General features: G+C 34.8%; 29 protein-coding genes and 2 pseudogenes. 23 read left to right on the forward strand and 8 right to left on the reverse strand.

Features of this window, described 5'->3' with window-relative positions:
• Window positions 1-18: 18 nt before the first annotated feature.
• Window positions 19-714, reverse strand: a complete 696-nt coding sequence (locus DN410_RS15845) for a helix-turn-helix transcriptional regulator (protein WP_029439920.1) — start codon at window positions 712-714, stop codon at window positions 19-21.
• A gap of 205 nt (window positions 715-919) precedes the next feature.
• On the opposite strand from DN410_RS15845, the gene comGA reads away from it, so the two are divergent.
• The 10 genes from comGA (at window position 920) to DN410_RS15895 (ending at window position 6,533) form a co-directional block, all read left to right on the forward strand.
• Window positions 920-1,963: a competence type IV pilus ATPase ComGA gene (gene comGA, locus DN410_RS15850; protein ID WP_149177208.1), complete on the forward strand. Its 1,044-nt coding sequence runs from the start codon at window positions 920-922 to the stop codon at window positions 1,961-1,963.
• Complete coding sequence (comGB, locus tag DN410_RS15855) at window positions 1,956-2,987, forward strand: competence type IV pilus assembly protein ComGB (protein WP_149177209.1); 1,032 nt, start codon at window positions 1,956-1,958, stop codon at window positions 2,985-2,987. The genes comGA and comGB overlap by 8 nt, the downstream gene beginning before the upstream one ends.
• Window positions 2,988-2,998: 11 nt before the next feature.
• Window positions 2,999-3,298, forward strand: a complete 300-nt coding sequence (comGC, locus tag DN410_RS15860) for a competence type IV pilus major pilin ComGC (protein WP_001178698.1) — start codon at window positions 2,999-3,001, stop codon at window positions 3,296-3,298.
• Complete coding sequence (gene comGD, locus DN410_RS15865; protein WP_149177210.1) at window positions 3,295-3,750, forward strand: competence type IV pilus minor pilin ComGD; 456 nt, start codon at window positions 3,295-3,297, stop codon at window positions 3,748-3,750. Before comGC ends, comGD begins: the two co-directional genes overlap by 4 nt.
• Window positions 3,743-4,045 carry a hypothetical protein gene (locus DN410_RS15870; RefSeq protein ID WP_000829520.1) on the forward strand — a complete coding sequence of 101 codons (303 nt, stop codon included), beginning with the start codon at window positions 3,743-3,745 and terminating at the stop codon, window positions 4,043-4,045. Before comGD ends, DN410_RS15870 begins: the two co-directional genes overlap by 8 nt.
• Complete coding sequence (comGF, locus tag DN410_RS15875) at window positions 4,015-4,482, forward strand: competence type IV pilus minor pilin ComGF (protein WP_149177589.1); 468 nt, start codon at window positions 4,015-4,017, stop codon at window positions 4,480-4,482. Before DN410_RS15870 ends, comGF begins: the two co-directional genes overlap by 31 nt.
• Window positions 4,479-4,850, forward strand: coding sequence for a competence type IV pilus minor pilin ComGG (comGG, locus tag DN410_RS15880; protein WP_149177211.1), 372 nt, complete (start codon window positions 4,479-4,481; stop codon window positions 4,848-4,850). Before comGF ends, comGG begins: the two co-directional genes overlap by 4 nt.
• A 174-nt stretch (window positions 4,851-5,024) precedes the next feature.
• The gene (locus tag DN410_RS15885; RefSeq protein ID WP_149177212.1) at window positions 5,025-5,675 is read left to right on the forward strand and encodes a 2OG-Fe(II) oxygenase; all 651 of its coding nucleotides are present in this window, start codon (window positions 5,025-5,027) and stop codon (window positions 5,673-5,675) included.
• A gap of 121 nt (window positions 5,676-5,796) precedes the next feature.
• Window positions 5,797-6,294 (forward strand): shikimate kinase, encoded by a 498-nt coding sequence (locus DN410_RS15890; RefSeq protein WP_149177213.1) that lies wholly within the window; start codon window positions 5,797-5,799, stop codon window positions 6,292-6,294.
• A 38-nt stretch (window positions 6,295-6,332) separates the two neighbouring features.
• Entirely contained in the window at window positions 6,333-6,533 is a 201-nt protein-coding gene (locus DN410_RS15895) for a YqzE family protein (protein ID WP_000106081.1), read from the forward strand.
• A gap of 67 nt (window positions 6,534-6,600) precedes the next feature.
• Here the strand turns inward: DN410_RS15895 and DN410_RS15900 are convergent, their stop codons facing one another.
• Window positions 6,601-7,233 carry a VC0807 family protein gene (locus DN410_RS15900; protein ID WP_149177214.1) on the reverse strand — a complete coding sequence of 211 codons (633 nt, stop codon included), beginning with the start codon at window positions 7,231-7,233 and terminating at the stop codon, window positions 6,601-6,603.
• Window positions 7,234-7,374: 141 nt separating this feature from the next.
• Window positions 7,375-7,492, reverse strand: a pseudogene (locus tag DN410_RS15905) (GTP pyrophosphokinase).
• A 73-nt stretch (window positions 7,493-7,565) separates the two neighbouring features.
• Here DN410_RS15905 and DN410_RS15910 point away from each other — a divergent pair.
• Together DN410_RS15910 and DN410_RS28515 are read left to right on the forward strand one after the other, a co-directional pair.
• Window positions 7,566-7,793: a hypothetical protein gene (locus tag DN410_RS15910; RefSeq protein ID WP_000032701.1), complete on the forward strand. Its 228-nt coding sequence runs from the start codon at window positions 7,566-7,568 to the stop codon at window positions 7,791-7,793.
• A gap of 104 nt (window positions 7,794-7,897) precedes the next feature.
• On the forward strand, window positions 7,898-8,029 hold the full coding sequence (locus DN410_RS28515; RefSeq protein ID WP_000064669.1) for a hypothetical protein: 132 nt from the start codon (window positions 7,898-7,900) through the stop codon (window positions 8,027-8,029).
• A gap of 37 nt (window positions 8,030-8,066) precedes the next feature.
• Here the strand turns inward: DN410_RS28515 and DN410_RS15915 are convergent, their stop codons facing one another.
• Together DN410_RS15915 and DN410_RS15920 are read right to left on the reverse strand one after the other, a co-directional pair.
• The gene (locus DN410_RS15915) at window positions 8,067-8,861 is read right to left on the reverse strand and encodes a YqhG family protein (protein WP_149177215.1); all 795 of its coding nucleotides are present in this window, start codon (window positions 8,859-8,861) and stop codon (window positions 8,067-8,069) included.
• Window positions 8,848-10,530, reverse strand: coding sequence for a DEAD/DEAH box helicase (locus DN410_RS15920; RefSeq protein ID WP_149177216.1), 1,683 nt, complete (start codon window positions 10,528-10,530; stop codon window positions 8,848-8,850). The genes DN410_RS15915 and DN410_RS15920 overlap by 14 nt, the downstream gene beginning before the upstream one ends.
• 390 nt (window positions 10,531-10,920) lie before the next feature.
• On the opposite strand from DN410_RS15920, the gene gcvT reads away from it, so the two are divergent.
• The 11 genes and pseudogenes from gcvT to DN410_RS15980 all read left to right on the forward strand — a co-directional run bounded on the left by gcvT (window position 10,921) and on the right by DN410_RS15980 (window position 19,320).
• On the forward strand, window positions 10,921-12,021 hold the full coding sequence (gcvT, locus tag DN410_RS15925) for a glycine cleavage system aminomethyltransferase GcvT (RefSeq protein WP_149177217.1): 1,101 nt from the start codon (window positions 10,921-10,923) through the stop codon (window positions 12,019-12,021).
• 20 nt (window positions 12,022-12,041) lie between these two features.
• A complete protein-coding gene (gene gcvPA, locus DN410_RS15930; protein ID WP_149177218.1) occupies window positions 12,042-13,385 on the forward strand; it encodes an aminomethyl-transferring glycine dehydrogenase subunit 1 in 1,344 nt (447 codons plus the stop codon).
• Complete coding sequence (gene gcvPB, locus DN410_RS15935) at window positions 13,382-14,857, forward strand: aminomethyl-transferring glycine dehydrogenase subunit 2 (protein WP_088230939.1); 1,476 nt, start codon at window positions 13,382-13,384, stop codon at window positions 14,855-14,857. The genes gcvPA and gcvPB overlap by 4 nt, the downstream gene beginning before the upstream one ends.
• Window positions 14,858-15,146: 289 nt before the next feature.
• Complete coding sequence (locus tag DN410_RS15945) at window positions 15,147-15,350, forward strand: DUF3929 family protein (protein WP_000639159.1); 204 nt, start codon at window positions 15,147-15,149, stop codon at window positions 15,348-15,350.
• Between the two features lie 70 nt (window positions 15,351-15,420).
• Window positions 15,421-15,612, forward strand: a complete 192-nt coding sequence (locus tag DN410_RS15950) for a hypothetical protein (protein ID WP_149177220.1) — start codon at window positions 15,421-15,423, stop codon at window positions 15,610-15,612.
• 116 nt (window positions 15,613-15,728) lie between these two features.
• Window positions 15,729-16,103: a GntR family transcriptional regulator gene (locus tag DN410_RS15955; protein WP_149177221.1), complete on the forward strand. Its 375-nt coding sequence runs from the start codon at window positions 15,729-15,731 to the stop codon at window positions 16,101-16,103.
• Between the two features lie 3 nt (window positions 16,104-16,106).
• Entirely contained in the window at window positions 16,107-16,979 is an 873-nt protein-coding gene (locus DN410_RS15960) for an ABC transporter ATP-binding protein (RefSeq protein WP_149177222.1), read from the forward strand.
• A pseudogene (locus tag DN410_RS15965) lies at window positions 16,960-17,620 on the forward strand (ABC-2 transporter permease). The gene DN410_RS15960 and the pseudogene DN410_RS15965 overlap by 20 nt, the downstream one beginning before the upstream one ends.
• Before the next feature lie 33 nt (window positions 17,621-17,653).
• Complete coding sequence (locus DN410_RS15970) at window positions 17,654-18,277, forward strand: ABC-2 transporter permease (RefSeq protein WP_149177223.1); 624 nt, start codon at window positions 17,654-17,656, stop codon at window positions 18,275-18,277.
• A 13-nt stretch (window positions 18,278-18,290) separates the two neighbouring features.
• Window positions 18,291-18,884: an ABC-2 transporter permease gene (locus tag DN410_RS15975; RefSeq protein WP_149177224.1), complete on the forward strand. Its 594-nt coding sequence runs from the start codon at window positions 18,291-18,293 to the stop codon at window positions 18,882-18,884.
• Between the two features lie 250 nt (window positions 18,885-19,134).
• Window positions 19,135-19,320, forward strand: a complete 186-nt coding sequence (locus tag DN410_RS15980) for a hypothetical protein (RefSeq protein WP_149177225.1) — start codon at window positions 19,135-19,137, stop codon at window positions 19,318-19,320.
• Between the two features lie 16 nt (window positions 19,321-19,336).
• Here DN410_RS15980 and DN410_RS15985 read toward each other — a convergent pair whose 3' ends face one another.
• The 3 genes from DN410_RS15985 to DN410_RS15995 are packed head-to-tail and all read right to left on the reverse strand — an operon-like array spanning window position 19,337 to window position 20,258.
• Window positions 19,337-19,594, reverse strand: coding sequence for a DUF3975 family protein (locus DN410_RS15985; RefSeq protein ID WP_149177226.1), 258 nt, complete (start codon window positions 19,592-19,594; stop codon window positions 19,337-19,339).
• A gap of 15 nt (window positions 19,595-19,609) precedes the next feature.
• Window positions 19,610-19,924 (reverse strand): DMT family transporter, encoded by a 315-nt coding sequence (locus DN410_RS15990; RefSeq protein WP_000312623.1) that lies wholly within the window; start codon window positions 19,922-19,924, stop codon window positions 19,610-19,612.
• A gap of 1 nt (window position 19,925) precedes the next feature.
• Window positions 19,926-20,258 carry a DMT family transporter gene (locus DN410_RS15995; protein ID WP_000312349.1) on the reverse strand — a complete coding sequence of 111 codons (333 nt, stop codon included), beginning with the start codon at window positions 20,256-20,258 and terminating at the stop codon, window positions 19,926-19,928.
• Between the last annotated feature and the right edge of the window lie 2 nt (window positions 20,259-20,260).

The raw sequence follows: 20,260 nt of genomic DNA on the forward strand, positions 1-20,260 counted from the left end.
TTCTTTTTATACGGAAAATTAAATTGTTAGTTTATAATTACAAGATTTACATCCATCCAGTAAACTATCATTTCGTGTTAATTCCGTGTTAGGGAATAGGATTTCAAAAATCCCTTTCATCATATCTCCGTGCATATTACAAATTTCAGTTGGATGATGAACAGCAACTTCTTTAAATGGACAATTGTGTACATCATAGAAAATTTTCGTTCCATCTGCACTTAATTCAAATGCCGGTGATAAGCCGGCTGTTGAGAAAGCTTCTTTTGCAATTTGAATTTTTTGTTCCACTGTTAAAGCATCTTCGCTCACATTTAAACGCTGCATATGTTGTTGCATTAATTCGGCCCCGAATTGTTTTCCTGTTTCGTATAGCGCTTTTTCACCAGCAGCACCAAGGCTAAGTAAAGAATTAAACGCTATTCTTGCTAACAATTGATAATCACGGAATGGAAATTGTAATTGGATAACATCTTCAGACAATACATATAATCTGCTTGGTCTTCCGCCTTTTCCTGTTTTCTTCGTTTCAGATTTCAGCATATGAACATCTTCTAATTTAGATAAATGTAAACGAGCTACGTTCGGATGAATTTCAAATTCATCTGCAATTTCTTGTACTGTTACGTAACTATGTTTTTGAGAAATATATTTATAAATGTAATAACGAGTTGGGTCAGATAATACGCCTGTAATTTTTAAAGCTTGTTCCATGAGGATCTCCACCTTTATCACTTTATCCAAGATAATAACATTATAATACAGATAAACATGTGTATAGGTAATTTCAGACAATAATTCAGAAATTGTTCATAATTTCACAAACATATTTTTCCTTTTTCATCTAATGAAAATGCAAAAGTTCTAATTTTTCTTGTGTGATTTTTCATGCTATATACATAGTGAGGAGGGAAAAATGATGAATGGAATTGAAAGTTTTGCGAATACGATTTTGAAAGAAGCATGTAGGGTACAAGCATCGGATTTACATATTGTGCCCCGGCAGAAGGATGTAGTGATTCAATTGCGTATAGGGAAAGATTTAATGACGAGACAGTGTATCGAAAAGGGATTTGGAGAAAAACTCGTTTCGCACTTTAAGTTTTTAGCATCTATGGATATAGGGGAGAGACGGAAGCCGCAAAATGGTTCATTGTATCTACAAATTGATGGGCAAGAAGCATATTTACGTCTTTCAACACTCCCAACAGTATATCAAGAAAGTCTCGTTATTCGTCTTCATTTACAAGCATCTGTTCAGCCATTATCTCATCTTTCATTATTTCCAAGTACAGTTAAAAAACTGCTCTCTTTCTTACATTATTCTCATGGATTACTCGTATTTACTGGACCGACTGGTTCTGGGAAGACAACAACAATGTACGCATTATTAGAGGTAATTAGAAAAAAGAAAACACGTCGTATTGTTACACTAGAAGATCCAGTTGAAAAGAGAAATGACGATTTATTACAAATTCAAATTAATGAAAAAGCAGGTATCACATATGAAGCTGGTTTAAAGGCAATTTTACGTCATGATCCAGATGTTATTTTAGTGGGGGAAATACGTGATGAAGAAACAGCGAAAATAGCTATAAGAGCAAGTCTGACTGGGCATTTAGTAATGACGACATTGCATACTAACGATACGAAAGGAGCGATACTAAGGTTTATGGATTATGGCATTACGAGGCAAGAGATTGAACAATCTTTATTGGCTATAGCTGCACAGCGACTTGTTGAATTGAAATGTCCATTTTGCAAAGGGAAGTGCTCAACTGTATGTAAATCAATGAGGCAAGTAAGACAAGCGAGCATTTATGAGTTGTTATATGGACATGAGTTAAAACAAGCGATTAAAGGAGCGAACGGAGAATATGTTACGTATAAGCATGAAACAATAGAATCTTCAATACGAAAAGGATACGCTTTAGGTTTTTTAGAAGAAGATGTTTATGTTTAAGAAAACATGGCGTTTAAGTGAGCAAGTAGTATTGTTGAAAAGGCTAGGTGAATTGTTAGAAAAAGGATATTCTCTTTTACAGGCATTAGAATTTTTGCGATTTCAATTCCCTTTAGAAAAGAAAGTGCAATTGCAGCACATGATTGAGGGATTAAAAGGTGGGAAAAGTCTGCACGATTCTTTTCATCAATTAATGTTTCATCAGGAGATGTTAAGCTATTTATTTTATGCCGAGCAACATGGTGATATTTCTTTTGCGTTGCAACAAGGGAGTGCACTTCTTTATAAGAAGGATAAGTATAGGAAAGATATGATGAAAATAATGCAGTATCCAATGTTTTTAGCATTTTTTTTAATGATCATGATCATTGTATTTAATCGCATCTTATTACCACAAGTTGAAATGGTTTATAGTGCGTTTAGTTCTACAGTTCCGCTACTTACAGAACAAATTTTAGGTGCAATTAAACTACTACCTTACATCATTATTAGCATCATTTTTATTGTTATTATCGGATGTAGTCTATATATGTTTTATTTTCGGAAACTACCACATATGAAGCAGGTAAAAGTCATGCTTCGTATTCCCCTCATAAAAAAATTTCTTATTTTAAAGCATTCGCATTATTTCTCCACACAATTGAGCGGATTATTGCATGGTGGACTATCCGTACTAGAAGCTTTAACGATAATGATGGAACAAAAATATAATCCGTTTTTTCAGTATGAAGCGGGCCGAATTGAAAGGCAATTAATTGCAGGAGAACCGTTACAATCTATTATTGCTAAAAGTGGGCATTATGAGAAAGAACTTTCGTATATTATTACGCATGGACAAGCAAACGGCAATTTAGCAATTGAATTAGGTGACTATAGCGATCTTATTATAGAAAAGATCGAGCAGAGAATTAAACGTATATTAGTTATCATTCAACCGATTTTGTTTACATGTATTGGTGGAATAGTCGTTCTTATGTATTTAGCAATGATGATGCCGATGTTTCAAATGATGAGTTCTATTTAGGAGGCATTTATATGCAGAATGAAGAAGGGTTTACTCTGTTAGAAATGTTATTAGTTATGGTTGTTATAACTGTATTATTACTATTAATTATTCCGAATGTAGTTACACAGCGCTCATCCGTCCAAGGGAAAGGGTGTGCGGCCTACGTGAAATCGATAGAAGCACAAATACAAGTATACCAATTACAACATAATAAAATTCCGTCATTAACAGAACTAACAAATGAAAAATATATTACAGATGATAAGTGTCCGAATGGTGAATCCATTCATATTTCAAAGGATGGTGCAGTATCAACAGGGAAATCGTGAAACAAAAAGGATTTACTCTCTTAGAAATGCTGCTCGTACTATTTTCAATATCTGTACTAAGTATGATTACGTATTTAAATGTTCATTCATTATATGAAAGGCAAAAAATTGAACAATTTTTGAGACAGTTTTCGAATGACATATTATACATGCAGCAATTAGCGATAAACCGTCAAAAACACTATACATTACGATGGCATAAAGAGAGAAGTATGTATTATATAGGGGAGTCAGGCTCGACTCAATTTATTATCAAGAGAGAATATGACAATGATATACAAATTAATTTGCATACGTTTCCAAATCCAATGACATATAATCCGAGCGGGAATATCAATAGAGGTGGTACGATTTTGCTTTCGTATCGAAATTATAAATATGAAATTGTATTTCAACTTGGTAGAGGGAGATTTACGTATCGTGAAATGCCAAAAAGGGTCGGTAATGGCTGAGATGCTTGTGGCGTTAAGTTTATTAATGATGGCGGTATCGTTACTCCTACCGCAAACAGTATTGGTTATGCAAGAAAGAAAAAATATACAAATTCATTATAAGGCGTTTGTATTATTAAAAAATGAATCAGCTTTATATATGTACGAGAACGAAGAAAAGCGAATGAAAGAAAAAGTCATAAACGGAATTGTATATTACACATATTGGGGAGGAAAGGAAGTTTGTGCTATGTGGAAAGATATGAAAAAAAGAACGATGGAACAATGCTTTTATGTAGGCGAAAAAACAAATTAGAGGCGGGCTTTACATTATTAGAAATGATCGTATGTTTGTTCCTTGTATCGATGTTTTTTTTACTCTTGCCACGCCTTCATTTTATAGGGCTGGAGCATTCACAAAAAGGGTTAAGTGATTGGGAATGGGATGTGTTTATAGGTCAAGTACAATTGGAGTTTCGTGGAGTATTGTTTGGGGAACATATAGCTTTTGATAATAGAGATAGTATTTTGCGCTTTCGGCTGCGTGATGGGGAACAAGTGACGTATGAAAAAATAAATGGTCAACTTATAAGGAAAATAAATATGCGTGGAAGGGAAGTTGTATTGCAAAAGGTTGGAATGATTTCGTACAAGTTAACCCCTCATTTATTATTCATATATGTGGAAGATGCTAGCGGAAAAATACATGAAGGTGTGGCTGTAAGATATAGTGTAATGAGCATGGAGACATGAGAAGCCAAGATGGATTTACAATGCCCGGAACAATCATTTTTCTTCTTTTTTTAACTTCTTTTTTTGTGTACGAAACGAATATGTTGCTTACAGATAAAAATTTTTATATGGAAATAGAGCAAAAGTTTTTGGTGGAGGAACTAATTAATCGAGCTATTGCTGATATAAAAGTAGACTTACAGAAGACAGAGCGAGATGGTACATTTTTCTTTCAATATGAAAAGGGAGAAGCGAGTGGGAAGTACCGCTTTGAAGATGATACGGTTTTCATTTCCTTGCAGTGCGAAATAAAACAAAAAAATTTCTATATGGTAAGCTTTCGATATAGAAAAAAAGATGAGAAAATATTCGATTGGATAGAAGGATGACAGGTGAAATATATGAAGTTAAACCATGAATTTCCATTGTAAAGAGCGTCAATTTCTTTGAATAAGTGGATAAATGTAACAATCGAAAGTTTAAATTTTCTCAAAAAAGAGAAAGGTAGAAAGAATATGATATATTCAAGCTATCCAATCATTATTTTTAGGGAGAATAGGGAAATGACAAACAACAATCAAATAGGTGAAAACAAGGAACAAACTATTTTTGATCATACAGGAAATGCAATTATGACAGAAGATAGGGAAATACACATTATTTCAAAATTCGAAGAACCTCTTATTGTCGTACTAGGAAATGTATTAAGTGATGAAGAGTGTGATGAATTGATTGAATTGTCTAAAAGTAAGTTAGCACGTTCTAAAGTTGGTTCATCACGTGATGTAAATGATATTCGAACGAGTAAAGGTGCATTTTTGGACGATAATGAACTTACTGCGAAGATTGAAAAACGAATTTCATCTATCATGAATGTTCCTGCGTCGCATGGAGAAGGATTACACATTTTAAATTATGAAGTGGATCAACAATATAAAGCACACTATGATTATTTTGCAGAACATAGTAGATCAGCTGCTAATAATCGTATTAGTACGCTTGTGATGTACTTAAATGATGTAGAAGAGGGCGGAGAAACATTCTTTCCGAAATTAAATCTTTCTGTGAATCCTAGAAAGGGAATGGCTGTATATTTTGAGTATTTTTATCAAGATCAATCGCTAAATGAGCTTACGTTACATGGAGGAGCTCCTGTAACGAAAGGCGAGAAATGGATTGCAACGCAGTGGGTGAGAAGAGGTACTTATAAGTAAAAGTGTGTATGTGACGTTTTGTTCTTCATTGTATAAGGAGAACAGAACGTTTTTTTTGTTAAATAAAATAACATCTTTCGTTATAATAACAAATAACAAAGGATGATTGAGAGGAACGAAAATGAAATCTATATACATAACCGGTTATATGGGAGCTGGGAAAACAACAGTTGGAAAAGCGTTAAGTAAAGAACTTCATATCGATGTTGTAGATACAGACCAAAAAATTGAAGAGAAGCAGGAGAAGGCAATTCGTGATATTTTTGCCGAAGAAGGAGAAATCGCTTTTCGGGAATATGAAAGTGAAATGCTACGTTCACTACCGGTTCATAATGTAATTATTACAACTGGTGGAGGAATTATTGAACGGGCGGAAAATCGAAAGTGGATGAAGGAAAATGGAACTGTTGTGTATTTATATTGTGATCCACATGTAATTGCAGAGAGGCTTCGTGAGGATACGACCCGTCCCCTATTTCAGAAGAAAGACATAGATGCATTTGTAGCTAAATTTGAATCACGACGAGCTTATTATGAGGAGGCAGAGATTTATATTGATACGACAAATAAGTCGATAGAACAAATTATGAATGAACTAAAGGCGAAGATTAATGTATAAAAAAGTGGACATACTAATCAAGTAGAGGTGATGATAATATGTCTACTAATGATTATGTTCGCTTTGTGACACAGCAGTTTGTGTCGTATATGGATGCTCCAAAAGAAGATCGTAAACAAAAGAAAGAACAACGCCGTGCTGAAAAAGAGCCATTTATGAATAAGTGGTTTGGTGTTATGCCGCTTAGTGCTGCTTTGTTTTATCGCAACGTAAAAAATAAAAGAAAAAAATCAAGTTAACGATTTCGTAATATGTGTAGCAATATGAAAATCCCCTAGTAGCATCATACTACTAGGGGATTTTTATTTACTGCACAGGTTCTTGTTCTTCAGTAACTGCATGTATTTTATTGTTCACCCATACGAACCCTATTCCGATACAAATAGAAATGCCCCATCCGACAGCAGTCATAATCGCTCTCATTTCACCGTAGCCATCTACACCGAAAACAGAGATGAAATAAATTTTTAAAAAGCTTTTTAATATAAATTGCAGGCCGAAAAATAGTGTTAAATATTGCAGTGCTGGATATATACGGCTATCACGATACAGCTCGCGGCTTTTATCACGGTCATGGCCTTGTAATGCTGCAATATCTGCTGCGAAATATAACATAAGTGGTTTTTTTATAAATATTGTACATATGACGATAATACCGAGTACGATGTGATAGTACGCATCGTTCCACAACATTCGTTCAGCTGATCCAGATAATAAATCTACCGTTGTATTAGAAATGAGTGTAATTAAAATAAAGAACCCTGTTACGTTAAACTGTTTTTCTTTTTTAAAGGTATACAGTGTATAAATAATCCCCGGAACAGAGGAAAGTAACATCGCGTAATAAGGATCGATATAAGGTTTTGCAAATTTCCAAATGAGGAATGGGATTACGAGATAAAAGACAAGATCTAATATAGCTTTTTTATTTTGATTCATACAAATCCTCCTTAAGTCATACATATATTTTATAATATAATTTCTGAAAATTGTATAAGGTTTAATGGGAAAAGAAAAAATATATCATTTTTTGAGGGAGTAGTAGATTGAAAAAAATTGCCCCTAGCGTAGTAAGTTTTTTTAGTATATAATAAAGGAAACGCTTTCATTTTTGAGTTTGTTCACAAAATGGACGGAAAATCACATATTTACTATCGATATGTTGCTTTATAATGAAACTAATTAAATATACATGCATACAATATTGTGAAATAAATAACATAAATAATCTATATAAATGTAAACGTTATCAAAAGAGAGAGGTGGAGACAATGAGTAAATTTTTCTTCAATCATAATCCAGCAACAGTAGAGGATGGAAGGCTTGTTAAGTATGCTGAAATTATTTATGGAGAAGGTGGCCGTTCTGTACTAGAAAATTTAATGGTGAAGGCATCTATCAGATTACGTGATCGTTATCCGAATAAATCTGACGAGCAGATCTCGAACCTCGTAAATAAAGGCATCCATGATATGTTTCAAAAATACGTGAATGAGTAAGAAGTAAGAGTAGCTAATGGCTGCTCTTATTTTTTTGTATAAGGATTGTATCTCTAGCTGAAAATAAACATGTATTTTGAAAGACATAAAAAGGAGTGGAAAAGATGAGTAATGGAATTGGCCGTTCAAAAGAAAATCTTCCAACTGATGCAAATCATGTGAGCGCAAAGGATCGTGCGTATCAAAAACGTATGGCAAAGCAAAAACAACAAGAGCGTAATGGTGATAGAGGATAAATCAAAAGAAAGCTCCTTCTAAAGCAGAAGGAGCTTTTTAAGAGAGAAAATGATTAGCGGTAATATAAAAAAGACCACCGTTAATAATTTGCACTGTAATGCGTGGTTCATATTGTTCTTGCAAGGCTTGTTTTTCAATTTCATAGCTTTCGGGAAGTTCATCACTTTCTTCATAAAACCGATTTAAAAGATCTAAATCGTGATTCCAGCGCACTCTTGCTTCTTTTGCCCACGTATGGTCATCTTCTGCAATAATATTTTTTAAAGCATCCTCTATACGTTGTAAACCGCTTTGCGGTTTAATAATAGGCGAGAGCGTAAAACAAAAGTCAGGTATTTTCGGCGTAAGTTTAATGTTAGCTAATGTTTCATGAAAGTTTGCAATCATTGTGCCAGAAATGAGATGAATCCCAATGGAGTGAAGGATGTCTTTTTTTCGATCACATTGATAGGAAACTTTAATATTTACACCTAGCCACGGATGGAGTGGTGTATGTGTTGCTCCGCTATGCCTTACTTCCTCATATAGACGTATGTAAGAGCCTAATTCTTTTGTCGTTTGAAAAATTTGATGAAGACGTGGTGAACCGTAGTGAATAAGCTCACCATCGTTTTCTTCACTTTCTGGATTTGTAATAAGAGTAAGGCGCATCGGATTCGGTACGCCCCCTGTTTTCTCAAGATAGTGCCAATAAAAAGGGCGATTCATTAATAATTTATCCATCTCAATTGTTAACTGCACGTCTAATAGATGAGGGGAACGGTTTAAAATTTCACAGTTATTCGCCTCGAAAAAATTGTATAAGTAATTATGAATTTCATGTTGCTGCATAGCCTTGCACCTCAGCTTCATTTCGTTTCGCAAAGTCGATAATAGATGTTAAGTTATCCATCTTAATTCGAATTTCACCTTCGCTTTTTGATTGCGCAAAAATTTCTTGAATATGTGCGTCGATGTTTTTCATATTAATTCTTGTTAAAATTTCATCGAGTTCACCGATAACACGCTCAAATAAATTGATTTTTTCATATAACAGTTTCAAAATATGTTCTTCAACAGTATGCTTTGTAGCTAAGTTATAAATATGAACATCATTTTTTTGACCAAGGCGGTGAATACGTCCAATTCTTTGTTCAAGGCGCATTGGGTTCCATGGTAAGTCGTAATTAATCATATGGCTACAAAACTGTAAGTTAATACCTTCTCCACCAGCTTCCGTTGCAATTAACACTTGAGCACGGTTTTGGAAAAGTTCCTTCATCCAATCTTTTTTCCCTCGTTTAAATCCGCCTCGGAATGGTACAGAAGAAATGCCGTGTTGTTGTAAAAACCATTGTAAATACATTTGTGATGCTCGGTATTCCGTGAATATGACGACTTTATCATTGATTTCTTGTATAAGCTCTAGAGCTTTAGTTGCTTTTGAGTTAAAAGGAATATGATTAATTTTATCCATTAGCACATCAATATGCGGGTCCTTTATGTAATGCTCATTTTCCTTCTGTCGTTTTTCTACATGTTTTTTTAATGAATAGTAAACAGCCTCACGACTACTGCACGCCTCCCGTTTTAAAGTTAATGATGAGAAAGCAGATGTGAAGGCATCTTGTCCTCGCCAATTTTCAATATCGTTATACAAAGCTTGTTCTTCTTCGTTAAACTCAACAAAAATTGTACGTACATGCCTCTTTGGCCAATCAATGCCAGTGTTATGGCGTCTATTTCGGACCATTACTTTGTTAATGAGAGCTTTTAAGTCCCCATCTGATTCGGCTGAACGATTTTTTGAAGCGTAATATTCTTCGAAGTTTGATTGATTTCCTAAATGTCCTGGCTTTAATAAAGAAACAAGATTGAAAATTTCATCAATCTTATTTTGAACAGGAGTTGCGGTTAGTAATAAACAAAACTTCTTTTTTAATCTCTGTGCAAATTCATAGTTTTTTGTTTTATTATTTTTCAGTTTATGTGCTTCATCGATAATAATAAGGTCATATTCTAAGTTTAAAACGATATCGCGATGCGGTGAACGCTTTGCAGTATCAATGGATGAGACAATCACATCAGCTTGCTCCCATGAATAGCTTTTCTTTTGCGCTACTGCTGGAATGAAAAATTTTGTGTTCAGTTCGTATGCCCATTGTGACACGAGAGAAGCTGGCACAAGTATGAGTACCTTTTTTACAAGCCCACGCACCATATATTCTTTTAAAATAAGTCCAGCTTCAATCGTTTTTCCAAGACCTACTTCGTCTGCTAATATCGCTTTACCGTTCATTTGTTCAATCACATTTTGAGCAACTTCTAATTGATGAGGAAGCGGTGTGAAATGGGATAAATGTTTCGGTGCTTGTAGTCCATCGAAAGTAGGAACAAGTAATGATTTTTCTGTTTCATAAGCTAAATGGTATAAATCCCAGTTTGTCCAAGGACCATCTTCATCAATTCTATTTAAAAAATTGTTTTGCCACGTCCGATCTACGGAAATATCAACATTCATTACGACTCTCCCACCTTTTATAAACTAAAGAAATTATTTTTAAGTGTATGATGATTCGCCTTGAAAAAAGGCATGATTATCGTTATTAAAGGCGATATGACAGACAATAATAACGTATTAAATCTTAAAAGCTGTATTTAATAAGTTTAAGTGTAAAAAATTCTAAATTATTTTTTATGCTAGAATATTGATGAAATATAGCGAATGATGTTAGGATAATGGTGTGAAATGTGTGGAATCTTTCGTATTTTATCCAAGAAAGTGATTTTTTATTTACGCTTTCATAAAAAAATATAATGAGATTCCGTATATCCTATCTTTTCAGAATGAAAATGTTTAGGTAAGGGAAACAACTTTTATTGATTTGTCAGAGCATAAGGGGGAGAGAGCATGATTACATTACAACGTACACCGTTATTTGATGTATACGCTAAGTATGGTGGGAAAACAATCGACTTCGGTGGTTGGGAATTACCAGTTCAATTTTCAAGCATTAAAGAAGAGCATGAAGCTGTACGTACAGCGGCAGGTTTGTTCGATGTATCTCATATGGGAGAAGTTGAAGTAAAGGGTGTAGATAGTTTAGCATTTTTACAACGTGTTGTTACAAATGACGTATCTACCTTAAAGGTAGGGGGCGCACAATATACAGCTATGTGCTACGAAAATGGTGGTACAGTAGATGATTTATTAATCTACAAACGTGGTGAAGAAGACTATTTATTAGTAATCAATGCATCAAATATCGAGAAAGATTACGAATGGTTAGCAAGTCATGTTATTGGCGATGCGACAGTAGTCAATGTTTCTAGTGAAGTTGCACAGCTTGCAATTCAAGGACCAAAAGCAGAAGGCATTTTACAAAAAGTTGTGTCAGAAGATTTGAAAGAAATTAAGTTCTTTAAATTTAAAAACGATATTCTTGTAGATGGAATTCCTGCACTTGTATCTCGTACGGGTTACACAGGTGAAGATGGATTTGAAATTTACTGTAAGAGTGAAGATGCTGCAAAACTTTGGGAGAAACTTCTTGAAGTGGGAGCAGAAGAAGGCTTAAAAGCATGTGGTTTAGGTGCTCGTGATACACTTCGCTTCGAAGCAACATTACCACTTTATGGTCAAGAATTATCGAAAGATATTACACCGATTGAAGCTGGAATTGGCTTTGCGGTAAAAACAAATAAAGAAGCAGACTTCTTTGGAAAAGAAACGCTAAAAGAGCAAAAAGAAAACGGTGCATCTCGTAAATTAGTCGGCATCGAAGTAATCGAACGCGGTATTCCTCGTACGCATTACCCTGTATTTATTGGAGAAGAAAAAATCGGGGAAGTAACGAGTGGTACACAATCTCCAACGTTAAAGAAAAGCATTGGTTTAGCACTAATTGATGTAAAATACGCAGCAGTTGATACAGAAGTAGAAATTGAAATTCGTAATAAACGCGTCAAAGCAGTAGTTGTTCCAACACCATTTTATAAACGTTCAAAGTAACGGGGAGAGGGGTAGATTTCATGTTGCATCGTTATCTTCCAATGACAGAAGAAGACAAAAAAGAAATGTTACAAACGATCGGCGTTCAAACGATCGATGAGTTATTCTCTGATATTCCAGAGAGTGTTCGTTTTAAAGGGGAATTAAAAATTAAAGAAGCAAAATCAGAGCCAGAGCTTTTAAAAGAGTTATCTCAAATGGCTAGCAAAAATGCGAATTTAAAAGAATACGCTTCTTTCTTAGGAGCAGGTGTATACGATCATTACGCTCCAGTAATTGTTGATCATGTGATTTCTCGTTCAGAATTTTATACAGCTTACACGCCATACCAACCAGAAATTTCACAAGGGGAATTACAAGCAATTTTTGAATTCCAAACGATGATTTGTGAATTAACAGGAATGGACGTAGCGAACTCTTCTATGTATGACGGAGGTACAGCTTTAGCTGAAGCAGCAATGCTGGCAGCTGGCCATACTCGTAAAAAGAAAATTCTTGTATCTAGTGCCGTGCACCCGGAATCAAGAGCAGTACTTGAAACATACGCAAAAGGTCAACATTTAGAAGTTGTTGAAATTAATCATAAAGATGGTGTAACAGATTTAGACGTATTACAAAGTGAAGTAGACGATACAGTTGCTTGTGTAATCGTTCAATATCCAAACTTCTTCGGACAAGTTGAAAAATTAGCTGATATTGAAAAAATCGTTCACCAACAAAAATCATTATTTATCGTTTCTTCAAATCCATTATCATTAGGCGCATTAACACCACCAGGAAAATTTGGTGCTGATATTGTAATCGGTGATGCACAACCATTTGGTATTCCAACGCAGTTTGGTGGACCACACTGTGGTTACTTTGCAACAACGAAAGCATTTATGCGTAAAATTCCAGGACGTCTTGTTGGACAAACTGTAGATTCAGATGGTAAACGTGGATTTGTATTAACGTTACAAGCGCGCGAACAGCATATTCGCCGTGATAAAGCGACGTCAAACATTTGTTCAAACCAAGCGTTAAATGCATTAGCAGCATCAGTTGCAATGACGGCACTTGGAAAACAAGGTGTGAAAGAAATGGCGCGTCAAAATATTTCTAAAGCACAATACGCAAAACGTCAATTCGAAGCGAAAGGCTTCACTGTAACATTTGCTGGGCCATTCTTCAATGAGTTCGTTGTAGATTGCAAACGTCCAGTAAAAGAAGTAAACGATGCATTAATCCAAAAGAATATTATCGGTGGTTACGACCTAGGCCGTGATTATAAAGAGTATGAAAACCATATGCTTGTAGCAGTAACAGAGCTTCGTACAAAAGAGGAAATTGACACACTTGTAAACGAAATGGGGGCTATCCAATGAAGAACCAAGACCAAGCACTTATCTTTGAAGTGAGTAAAGAAGGACGCGTAGGATATAGCTTACCCAAATTAGATGTAGAAGAAGTGAAACTAGAAGATGTGTTCGAGAGCGATTATATTCGAGTAGAAGATGCTGAGCTACCAGAAGTATCTGAACTTGACATTATGCGCCACTATACAGCACTTTCAAACCGTAACCACGGTGTTGATTCTGGCTTCTATCCACTTGGATCTTGTACGATGAAATATAATCCGAAAATTAACGAAAACGTAGCTCGTTTTGCAGGATTTGCAAATATTCATCCACTTCAAGATGAAAAAACAGTGCAAGGTGCAATGGAATTAATGTACGACTTGCAAGAGCATTTAATTGAAATTACCGGTATGGATACTGTTACTTTACAACCAGCAGCTGGTGCGCACGGAGAATGGACAGGCTTAATGTTAATTCGTGCATACCATGAAGCAAATGGTGACTTTAACCGTACGAAAGTAATTGTTCCTGACTCTGCTCACGGAACGAATCCAGCATCTGCAACTGTAGCTGGTTTTGAAACAATTACAGTAAAATCAAATGAAAATGGTCTTGTTGACTTAGAAGATTTAAAACGTGTTGTAAACGAAGAAACAGCGGCACTTATGTTAACAAATCCTAATACATTAGGCCTATTCGAAGAAAATATTTTAGAAATGGCAGAAATTGTCCATAACGCAGGCGGTAAATTATACTATGATGGTGCAAACTTAAATGCAGTATTAAGCCAAGCACGCCCAGGAGATATGGGATTTGACGTTGTGCATTTAAACCTTCATAAAACATTTACAGGTCCTCACGGCGGCGGTGGCCCAGGTTCTGGTCCGGTAGGTGTGAAAGCTGATTTAATTCCTTACTTACCAAAACCAATTTTAGAGAAAACAGAAAATGGTTATCACTTCAACTACGATCGTCCAGAAGCAATTGGGCGTGTGAAACCATTCTATGGTAACTTCGGAATTAACGTTCGTGCGTACACATATATTCGTTCTATGGGTCCAGATGGATTACGTGCAGTAACGGAGTATGCTGTATTAAATGCAAACTATATGATGAGAAGATTAGCTCCGTTCTATGATCTTCCGTTCGATAGACATTGTAAGCATGAATTTGTATTATCAGGTCGTCGTCAAAAGAAACTTGGTGTACGTACACTAGATATTGCAAAACGTCTGCTTGATTTCGGTTACCATCCACCAACAATTTACTTCCCATTAAACGTGGAAGAATGTATTATGATTGAGCCAACAGAAACAGAATCAAAAGAAACATTAGATGGTTTCATTGATAAGATGATTCAAATCGCTAAAGAAGTAGAAGAAAATCCAGAAGTTGTACAAGAAGCACCGCATACGACAGTCATTAAACGTTTAGACGAAACAATGGCTGCACGTAAACCAGTTTTACGTTATGAAAAGCTAGCTCCTGTACAAGTTTGATGAGAATAAAAAAGAACTCGCTACATGCGGGTTCTTTTTTTGTTTGGAGAATTTGTGCAGAAATAGTGAAGGAAATGTTAAAAATTTAATTTTTTTGTTTCATATTGCTGTAAAGATGTAGTTTTATAGGTGGTTTTGTTGAAAAAGTCGGTTTGATAAAAGTATTTATTTTTGTTAGAATTTTATTGAAATTAAGAAGATGTAATGAGATAGGAATGACTCATTTTTATTTATATGTGAAAAAACGAGCAAGCTTGGGGGTGAAATTGTGGGATATCGGTGTTATAGAATGATATACCATTTAGAAAACGGAAAAACGATTAAAGATGTAAAAGAATTTTGTTATCGAGACCAAGGAAAAGTACTAGAAAGAGTAGCGCATCGTGTAATGGATAATAGAGAAGTGACCGCGATTGATAAGCAAGGAACAATCATTTCAATAGCATGTGAGGACATCATAAAGGTGGAACTTGATTACATAACTGAAAGTTAACCTTGAGTCATATCGAATTATTCGATAAAATATACTGTTGAATGGTGAAGTGAGAAGAGAGGAGTTTATCATGGGTAGTTCAAGACACTTTTATATGTTTATCTTAGCGTTTGTTCTTGTTGTAGCATTAACGATATATTTAATTGTTGATAGCAGCTGGTACAACACAGTTCATCCGGCATTCCTTCTGTTTATGTATATAGGAATTGCGGTAGTGAGTTTCGGAATGAGAGACGAGATGTTAGATCGCTTTGAAAAGTGATACATATACGAAAGACCAACAGGAAAATGTTGGTCTTTTTTTCTTGCCAAAAATAGGATGGTGTGTATATACTGTGTATATAAGATATATACAGTATATACACACTGGAGGAAAACATGAATATTATTATTTCGAATTCTTCCCAAGACCCTATTTATGTGCAAATAAGAAAACAATTAAGCCAGCTTATTTTAAATGGTAGTTTAAAGGGTGGAGACCAATTACCGTCTATTCGTAGCTTAGCGAAGGAATTACAAATTAGTGTAATTACAACGAAGCGTGCGTATGAAGAGCTTGAAAAAGAAGGATATATAGAAACGGTCGCTGGGAAGGGGACTTATGTTTCACGCAAAAATAATGAACTACTAAAAGAACAGCGGCTACGTCTATTAGAAAATAAAGCTGAAGAAATTGTGAAAGAAAGTAAAGTGTTGCAGCTGTCGCTTGAAGAATTACAACAGATGATTGCGTGTTTATACGAGGGGGAATAAGGGATGTTAGAGCTAAAAAACGTTTGTAAAAGTTATGAAGATTTTGCAGTGAAAAATATAAGTTTTACATTACCACGTGGATATATTATGGGATTTGTCGGACCGAATGGGGCCGGGAAAAGCACGACAATCAAAATGATTATGAATTTAATTAGAAAAGATAGTGGCGATATAAAAATTTTTGGCAAAGACAATAAGAAAGCCGAAAAGGAAATAAAACAAAATATCGGTTTTGTATATGATGAAAATCATTATTACGAAGATTTAACGTGTGAACAAATGAAACGCATTATTGCACCGTTATATAAAAAATGGGACGAAAAGCAGTATCAATCGTATATGCAGAGATTGCAAGTCCCAAAGTATAAAAAGATTAAAGAGCTATCTAAAGGGATGAAAATGAAGTTTGCAATTGCCATCGCGCTTTCACACCATGCAGAGTTTATCATTATGGATGAACCGACAGCAGGATTAGATCCAGTTGTTCGAAGTGAATTACTTGATATGTTGCAAGAAATTGTAATGGAAGATGAAGTATCTGTACTATTCTCAACGCACATTACAACAGACTTAGAACGTATTGCAGATTATATTACGTTCATCAATGATGGAGAGATTATATTTACTGGTGAGAAAGATGAATTAATGGAGAACTACGTAATCGTAAAAGGAAGTAATGATTTATTGGATCGAGAAGGAAAAGAACTATTTGTTGGATTACGAAAAAATAAGTTTGGTTTCGAAGGTTTAGCGAAGGATAAACAAGCAATTATAGATTGGTTTGGAAATGAGGTTGTAATAGAAAAGCCTACATTAGATGATATTATCGTTTATACCGCGAAAGGAAGAGGTGCCTATGCGACAGCTCATATATAAAGATTTGTTTTTTTTTTCGGGGGATATGGTTCGTGTATCTTATAATACCTTGTATATTCTTTTTATTTGAACCTAGTGGTGAAGTGCTATTTCCTATGAGTTGTGTATTTATAACTCTTTCCTCAGTTACGATATTAGTCGTAGTAGATGAACGGAATACAAGTGACATTATGATTAATAGTTTACCTTTAAGCAGAAAGGATATCATTATTGCTAGATATATTTCCAGTGCAATATTTATTGTAGTTGGTATGTTCTCTACTATGTTGGTTGCTTTTCTTATAAGAGGTATCGCTGTTATTGGTGCACACTATCCTAATTTGTATATTGAGATTTCATGGTATGAAGTAATAAATGGAGTTGTTTACGCCATATTTTTGGTTGTCACATTTTTCCCTAGTTATTATGGTACAAAATCAAAGGTAGTAAGAAGTATAGTGTCAGCAGCCTCAGTAGGAGTAGGGGGGATACTTTGGATATTTATTAGTGATGGGCTGAATGAAACAACACCTTCATTCATTGAGTGGATTATGAACCCTATGCATATTGGTGTATTTATAGCTGGATGCATTACATTAGTTGGTATTTATATCGCTTCTATGTTTCTTACAATTAAAATGTATGGAGCGCGTGATTTATAGAAGAGGCTCTTTTCATAATAGGGGGTGTAATACATGGTCAAGCAACTAGTCTTAAAAGATATGATGTTACAAAGAAAGTTAGGCTTTGCTTATCTTATATGTTTGTTTTTTCTCGCTATTGTTGATTTTCGCAGTGATAGTTTTCTGATGACATTTAGCATGTTTATACCTGTTCTTGGAATGATGCAGTCAATGAATTATGAGAATAAAAATAAAAGTGAAATGATAATAAACAGTTTACCGCTTCAGCGTAAAGAAATTGTCATAGCAAAATACATATTTGCAAGTATTTTAGTCGCTTTAGGCGGAGCTTTTCCTTTTACTGTTAGTTTAATCCAATTGCAAAATGAAAATACCACTGTATTTATGCTATGGGCAGCGATCCTTGGCGGAATAACGGGAGGGGTGGTTTATACTATGATCGTACTCCCGATTGAATTTTCAGTAGGATATAGTAGTGCAAAACAAATTGCTCCTTTCGCCGGACTTGCATTGGGATATTTAAGTGGAATGATTGTAAATAATGTGTGGTTAGATGTAGAGAATGCTTGGAGCACAAGTCTAGTCGTAAATATTTGTTTTATAGCAGGGTTGTTTCTTTTATCTATCATGTCTATGTTACTCTCAATTAATCTGTACAATGAGCGTGATTTGTGAGGGGGGAATAGCGTTGAAACAACTAATTTTAAAAGATTTCATCATTCAATGGAAATTTTTAATTTGGTACATACTGTATCCTGTTTTCTTTTATATGGCCTTAACAGATACGGAGAATCTGTTCATAATTATGTCGGTAATTATTACAATTGGGGCAACAGTAAAAACATTTGAAGTAGATAGTAAAAATGAGAGTGAAGTCATAGTAAATAGTTTACCAGTATTGAGAAAACAAATTGTGTTTGCAAAATATATAGTAGCAATTATTATTCTTTTTATAAGCGTAACGGTCGGTTGTTTCGCGATGGGGATGAAGAATGAGGTTAACCTATTTGAATTTATTGAAACGACAATGGTTGCTAGTATTAGCTTTATTTTAGTGTATTTAAGTTTTGTTTTACCAATATCCTTTTGGTTAGGGTATAAGAAAACTATTTTTATTACGATAGTAATATTCATGGCACCGATAGTTGTTTTAGAAGCTTTGTTTCAAATCAACTTGGAACAAATTCAATTATATAGTAGCTTGTTATTCATTGGTTCAATATGTATGTTCATAGCATCTGTCTTCGTTTCAGTGAAATTGTATGAGAAGAGAGAATTTTAAAAGGTGCCCTATAAAAGGCACCTTCTTCAATAACGACAATATGAAAGTAAAAGTTTATAAACAGAGAGGCTACCCGGTACAACATCTTTCGGAGTATGTAATATAAAGCTGAAAACGATAACGAGAATAAGAAAGAGGAAAAATAAAAATAGGATCTGCTTATGTATAGAATTTTGCATATTATCCACTCCTTTTTTAGGTAGTATGTCCAAAAGAAAGGAGTGTATGAAAAATTTTAGGAGGGAGAAGGATGAGCAAAAGAAAATGGTTATATAGAATAGGGGTACTTTTATTTTCAATCGGTCTCATATTAGCAAATGTTTACTCGAATATACCACCGCTATTTCCAAGTTTACATAAAGAGGTTGGTATAAGTATTGCCATAGTTGGTCTGTTTTGTCTTATCACATCTAACTTTTATAGAAAATCTGAATGAATACAAAAAAGGACAGTTACTCTTTTTCAGAAGAACTGTCCTTTTTAAATAACTTATTCCATAGAATGGCGATACTCCATATAATGATGATTGCAATGGAGGCAATGATGGACCAAACGATTGATATGATTTCAAGTGTCATGTTAGGAAGGAATGTGAGAATGGCTACCAGTTTATGAAACAACCATTCTATTATATGAAAACTTATTTGTAATAGAATGGCGATACCAAGTGTGATCCATGCTAACATTTGCTTTCCTTTTTCTTTCCACATGACATTCACCTCACGTTAGCTTAATAGTTTTAAGCCAACAGCGCCGCATAGAATGCAGCTTAAGAAAGCAAGACGACGCCAATCCGCTGATTCGCGGAAAATAAGGATGCCTAGAAGTGCACTTCCGGCAGTTCCGATTCCAGTCCAAATCGCGTAAGCAGTTCCCATCGGTAATGTGTTCATCGCAAGGGATAAGAAGAAGAAGCTTACGCCGAAGTTAGCGATTAAAATAACTTTTGGTGCCCAGCCTTTCTTTTCAGTGGCTACTTTCATAAAGAGTACACCAATAATTTCACAAATACCAGCTAGAATTAAAAATACCCAAGCCATTTTATGCGGCCTCCTTCGCTTCTTTTTCTTCTGTTACTCGTTTTAAACCAATTACGCCGAAGAAGATTAAACCAATTAATAATACTTTTACGATAGAGAATGGCTCTCCGAAAACGAAAATTTCTGTAAGAACGATTCCACCAGCTCCAATTCCAGTGAAGACTGCGTATACAGTACCAACAGGTAAATCTTTATAAGCTCTAAATAATAAGACGAAACTAATTGTAATTAATAACGCAACACCAGCCCATTCAAGTGGAGCCTCCGCGTGTTTTAATCCAATTACCCAAAAGATTTCAATAATACCAGCTAAGATTACATAAATCCATGCCATAT

The sequence above is a fragment of the Bacillus sp. SH5-2 genome (assembly GCF_008368905.1).
Lineage (GTDB): Bacteria > Bacillota > Bacilli > Bacillales > Bacillaceae_G > Bacillus_A > Bacillus_A luti.

What these genes read in the sequence shown, in the direction of transcription:
- DN410_RS15845 (WP_029439920.1), bottom strand. Translation starts at nt 714, where the DNA reads ATGGAACAAGCTTTAAAAATTACAGGCGTATTATCTGACCCAACTCGT.
- comGA (WP_149177208.1), top strand. Translation starts at nt 920, where the DNA reads ATGAATGGAATTGAAAGTTTTGCGAATACGATTTTGAAAGAAGCATGT.
- comGB (WP_149177209.1), top strand. Translation starts at nt 1,956, where the DNA reads ATGTTTAAGAAAACATGGCGTTTAAGTGAGCAAGTAGTATTGTTGAAA.
- comGC (WP_001178698.1), top strand. Translation starts at nt 2,999, where the DNA reads ATGCAGAATGAAGAAGGGTTTACTCTGTTAGAAATGTTATTAGTTATG.
- DN410_RS15870 (WP_000829520.1), top strand. Translation starts at nt 3,743, where the DNA reads ATGGCTGAGATGCTTGTGGCGTTAAGTTTATTAATGATGGCGGTATCG.
- comGF (WP_149177589.1), top strand. Translation starts at nt 4,015, where the DNA reads ATGCTTTTATGTAGGCGAAAAAACAAATTAGAGGCGGGCTTTACATTA.
- comGG (WP_149177211.1), top strand. Translation starts at nt 4,479, where the DNA reads ATGAGAAGCCAAGATGGATTTACAATGCCCGGAACAATCATTTTTCTT.
- DN410_RS15885 (WP_149177212.1), top strand. Translation starts at nt 5,025, where the DNA reads ATGACAAACAACAATCAAATAGGTGAAAACAAGGAACAAACTATTTTT.
- DN410_RS15890 (WP_149177213.1), top strand. Translation starts at nt 5,797, where the DNA reads ATGAAATCTATATACATAACCGGTTATATGGGAGCTGGGAAAACAACA.
- DN410_RS15895 (WP_000106081.1), top strand. Translation starts at nt 6,333, where the DNA reads ATGTCTACTAATGATTATGTTCGCTTTGTGACACAGCAGTTTGTGTCG.
- DN410_RS15900 (WP_149177214.1), bottom strand. Translation starts at nt 7,233, where the DNA reads ATGAATCAAAATAAAAAAGCTATATTAGATCTTGTCTTTTATCTCGTA.
- DN410_RS15910 (WP_000032701.1), top strand. Translation starts at nt 7,566, where the DNA reads ATGAGTAAATTTTTCTTCAATCATAATCCAGCAACAGTAGAGGATGGA.
- DN410_RS28515 (WP_000064669.1), top strand. Translation starts at nt 7,898, where the DNA reads ATGAGTAATGGAATTGGCCGTTCAAAAGAAAATCTTCCAACTGATGCA.
- DN410_RS15915 (WP_149177215.1), bottom strand. Translation starts at nt 8,861, where the DNA reads ATGCAGCAACATGAAATTCATAATTACTTATACAATTTTTTCGAGGCG.
- DN410_RS15920 (WP_149177216.1), bottom strand. Translation starts at nt 10,530, where the DNA reads ATGAATGTTGATATTTCCGTAGATCGGACGTGGCAAAACAATTTTTTA.
- gcvT (WP_149177217.1), top strand. Translation starts at nt 10,921, where the DNA reads ATGATTACATTACAACGTACACCGTTATTTGATGTATACGCTAAGTAT.
- gcvPA (WP_149177218.1), top strand. Translation starts at nt 12,042, where the DNA reads ATGTTGCATCGTTATCTTCCAATGACAGAAGAAGACAAAAAAGAAATG.
- gcvPB (WP_088230939.1), top strand. Translation starts at nt 13,382, where the DNA reads ATGAAGAACCAAGACCAAGCACTTATCTTTGAAGTGAGTAAAGAAGGA.
- DN410_RS15945 (WP_000639159.1), top strand. Translation starts at nt 15,147, where the DNA reads ATGATATACCATTTAGAAAACGGAAAAACGATTAAAGATGTAAAAGAA.
- DN410_RS15950 (WP_149177220.1), top strand. Translation starts at nt 15,421, where the DNA reads ATGGGTAGTTCAAGACACTTTTATATGTTTATCTTAGCGTTTGTTCTT.
- DN410_RS15955 (WP_149177221.1), top strand. Translation starts at nt 15,729, where the DNA reads ATGAATATTATTATTTCGAATTCTTCCCAAGACCCTATTTATGTGCAA.
- DN410_RS15960 (WP_149177222.1), top strand. Translation starts at nt 16,107, where the DNA reads ATGTTAGAGCTAAAAAACGTTTGTAAAAGTTATGAAGATTTTGCAGTG.
- DN410_RS15970 (WP_149177223.1), top strand. Translation starts at nt 17,654, where the DNA reads ATGGTCAAGCAACTAGTCTTAAAAGATATGATGTTACAAAGAAAGTTA.
- DN410_RS15980 (WP_149177225.1), top strand. Translation starts at nt 19,135, where the DNA reads ATGAGCAAAAGAAAATGGTTATATAGAATAGGGGTACTTTTATTTTCA.
- DN410_RS15985 (WP_149177226.1), bottom strand. Translation starts at nt 19,594, where the DNA reads ATGTGGAAAGAAAAAGGAAAGCAAATGTTAGCATGGATCACACTTGGT.
- DN410_RS15990 (WP_000312623.1), bottom strand. Translation starts at nt 19,924, where the DNA reads ATGGCTTGGGTATTTTTAATTCTAGCTGGTATTTGTGAAATTATTGGT.
- DN410_RS15995 (WP_000312349.1), bottom strand. Translation starts at nt 20,258, where the DNA reads ATGGCATGGATTTATGTAATCTTAGCTGGTATTATTGAAATCTTTTGG.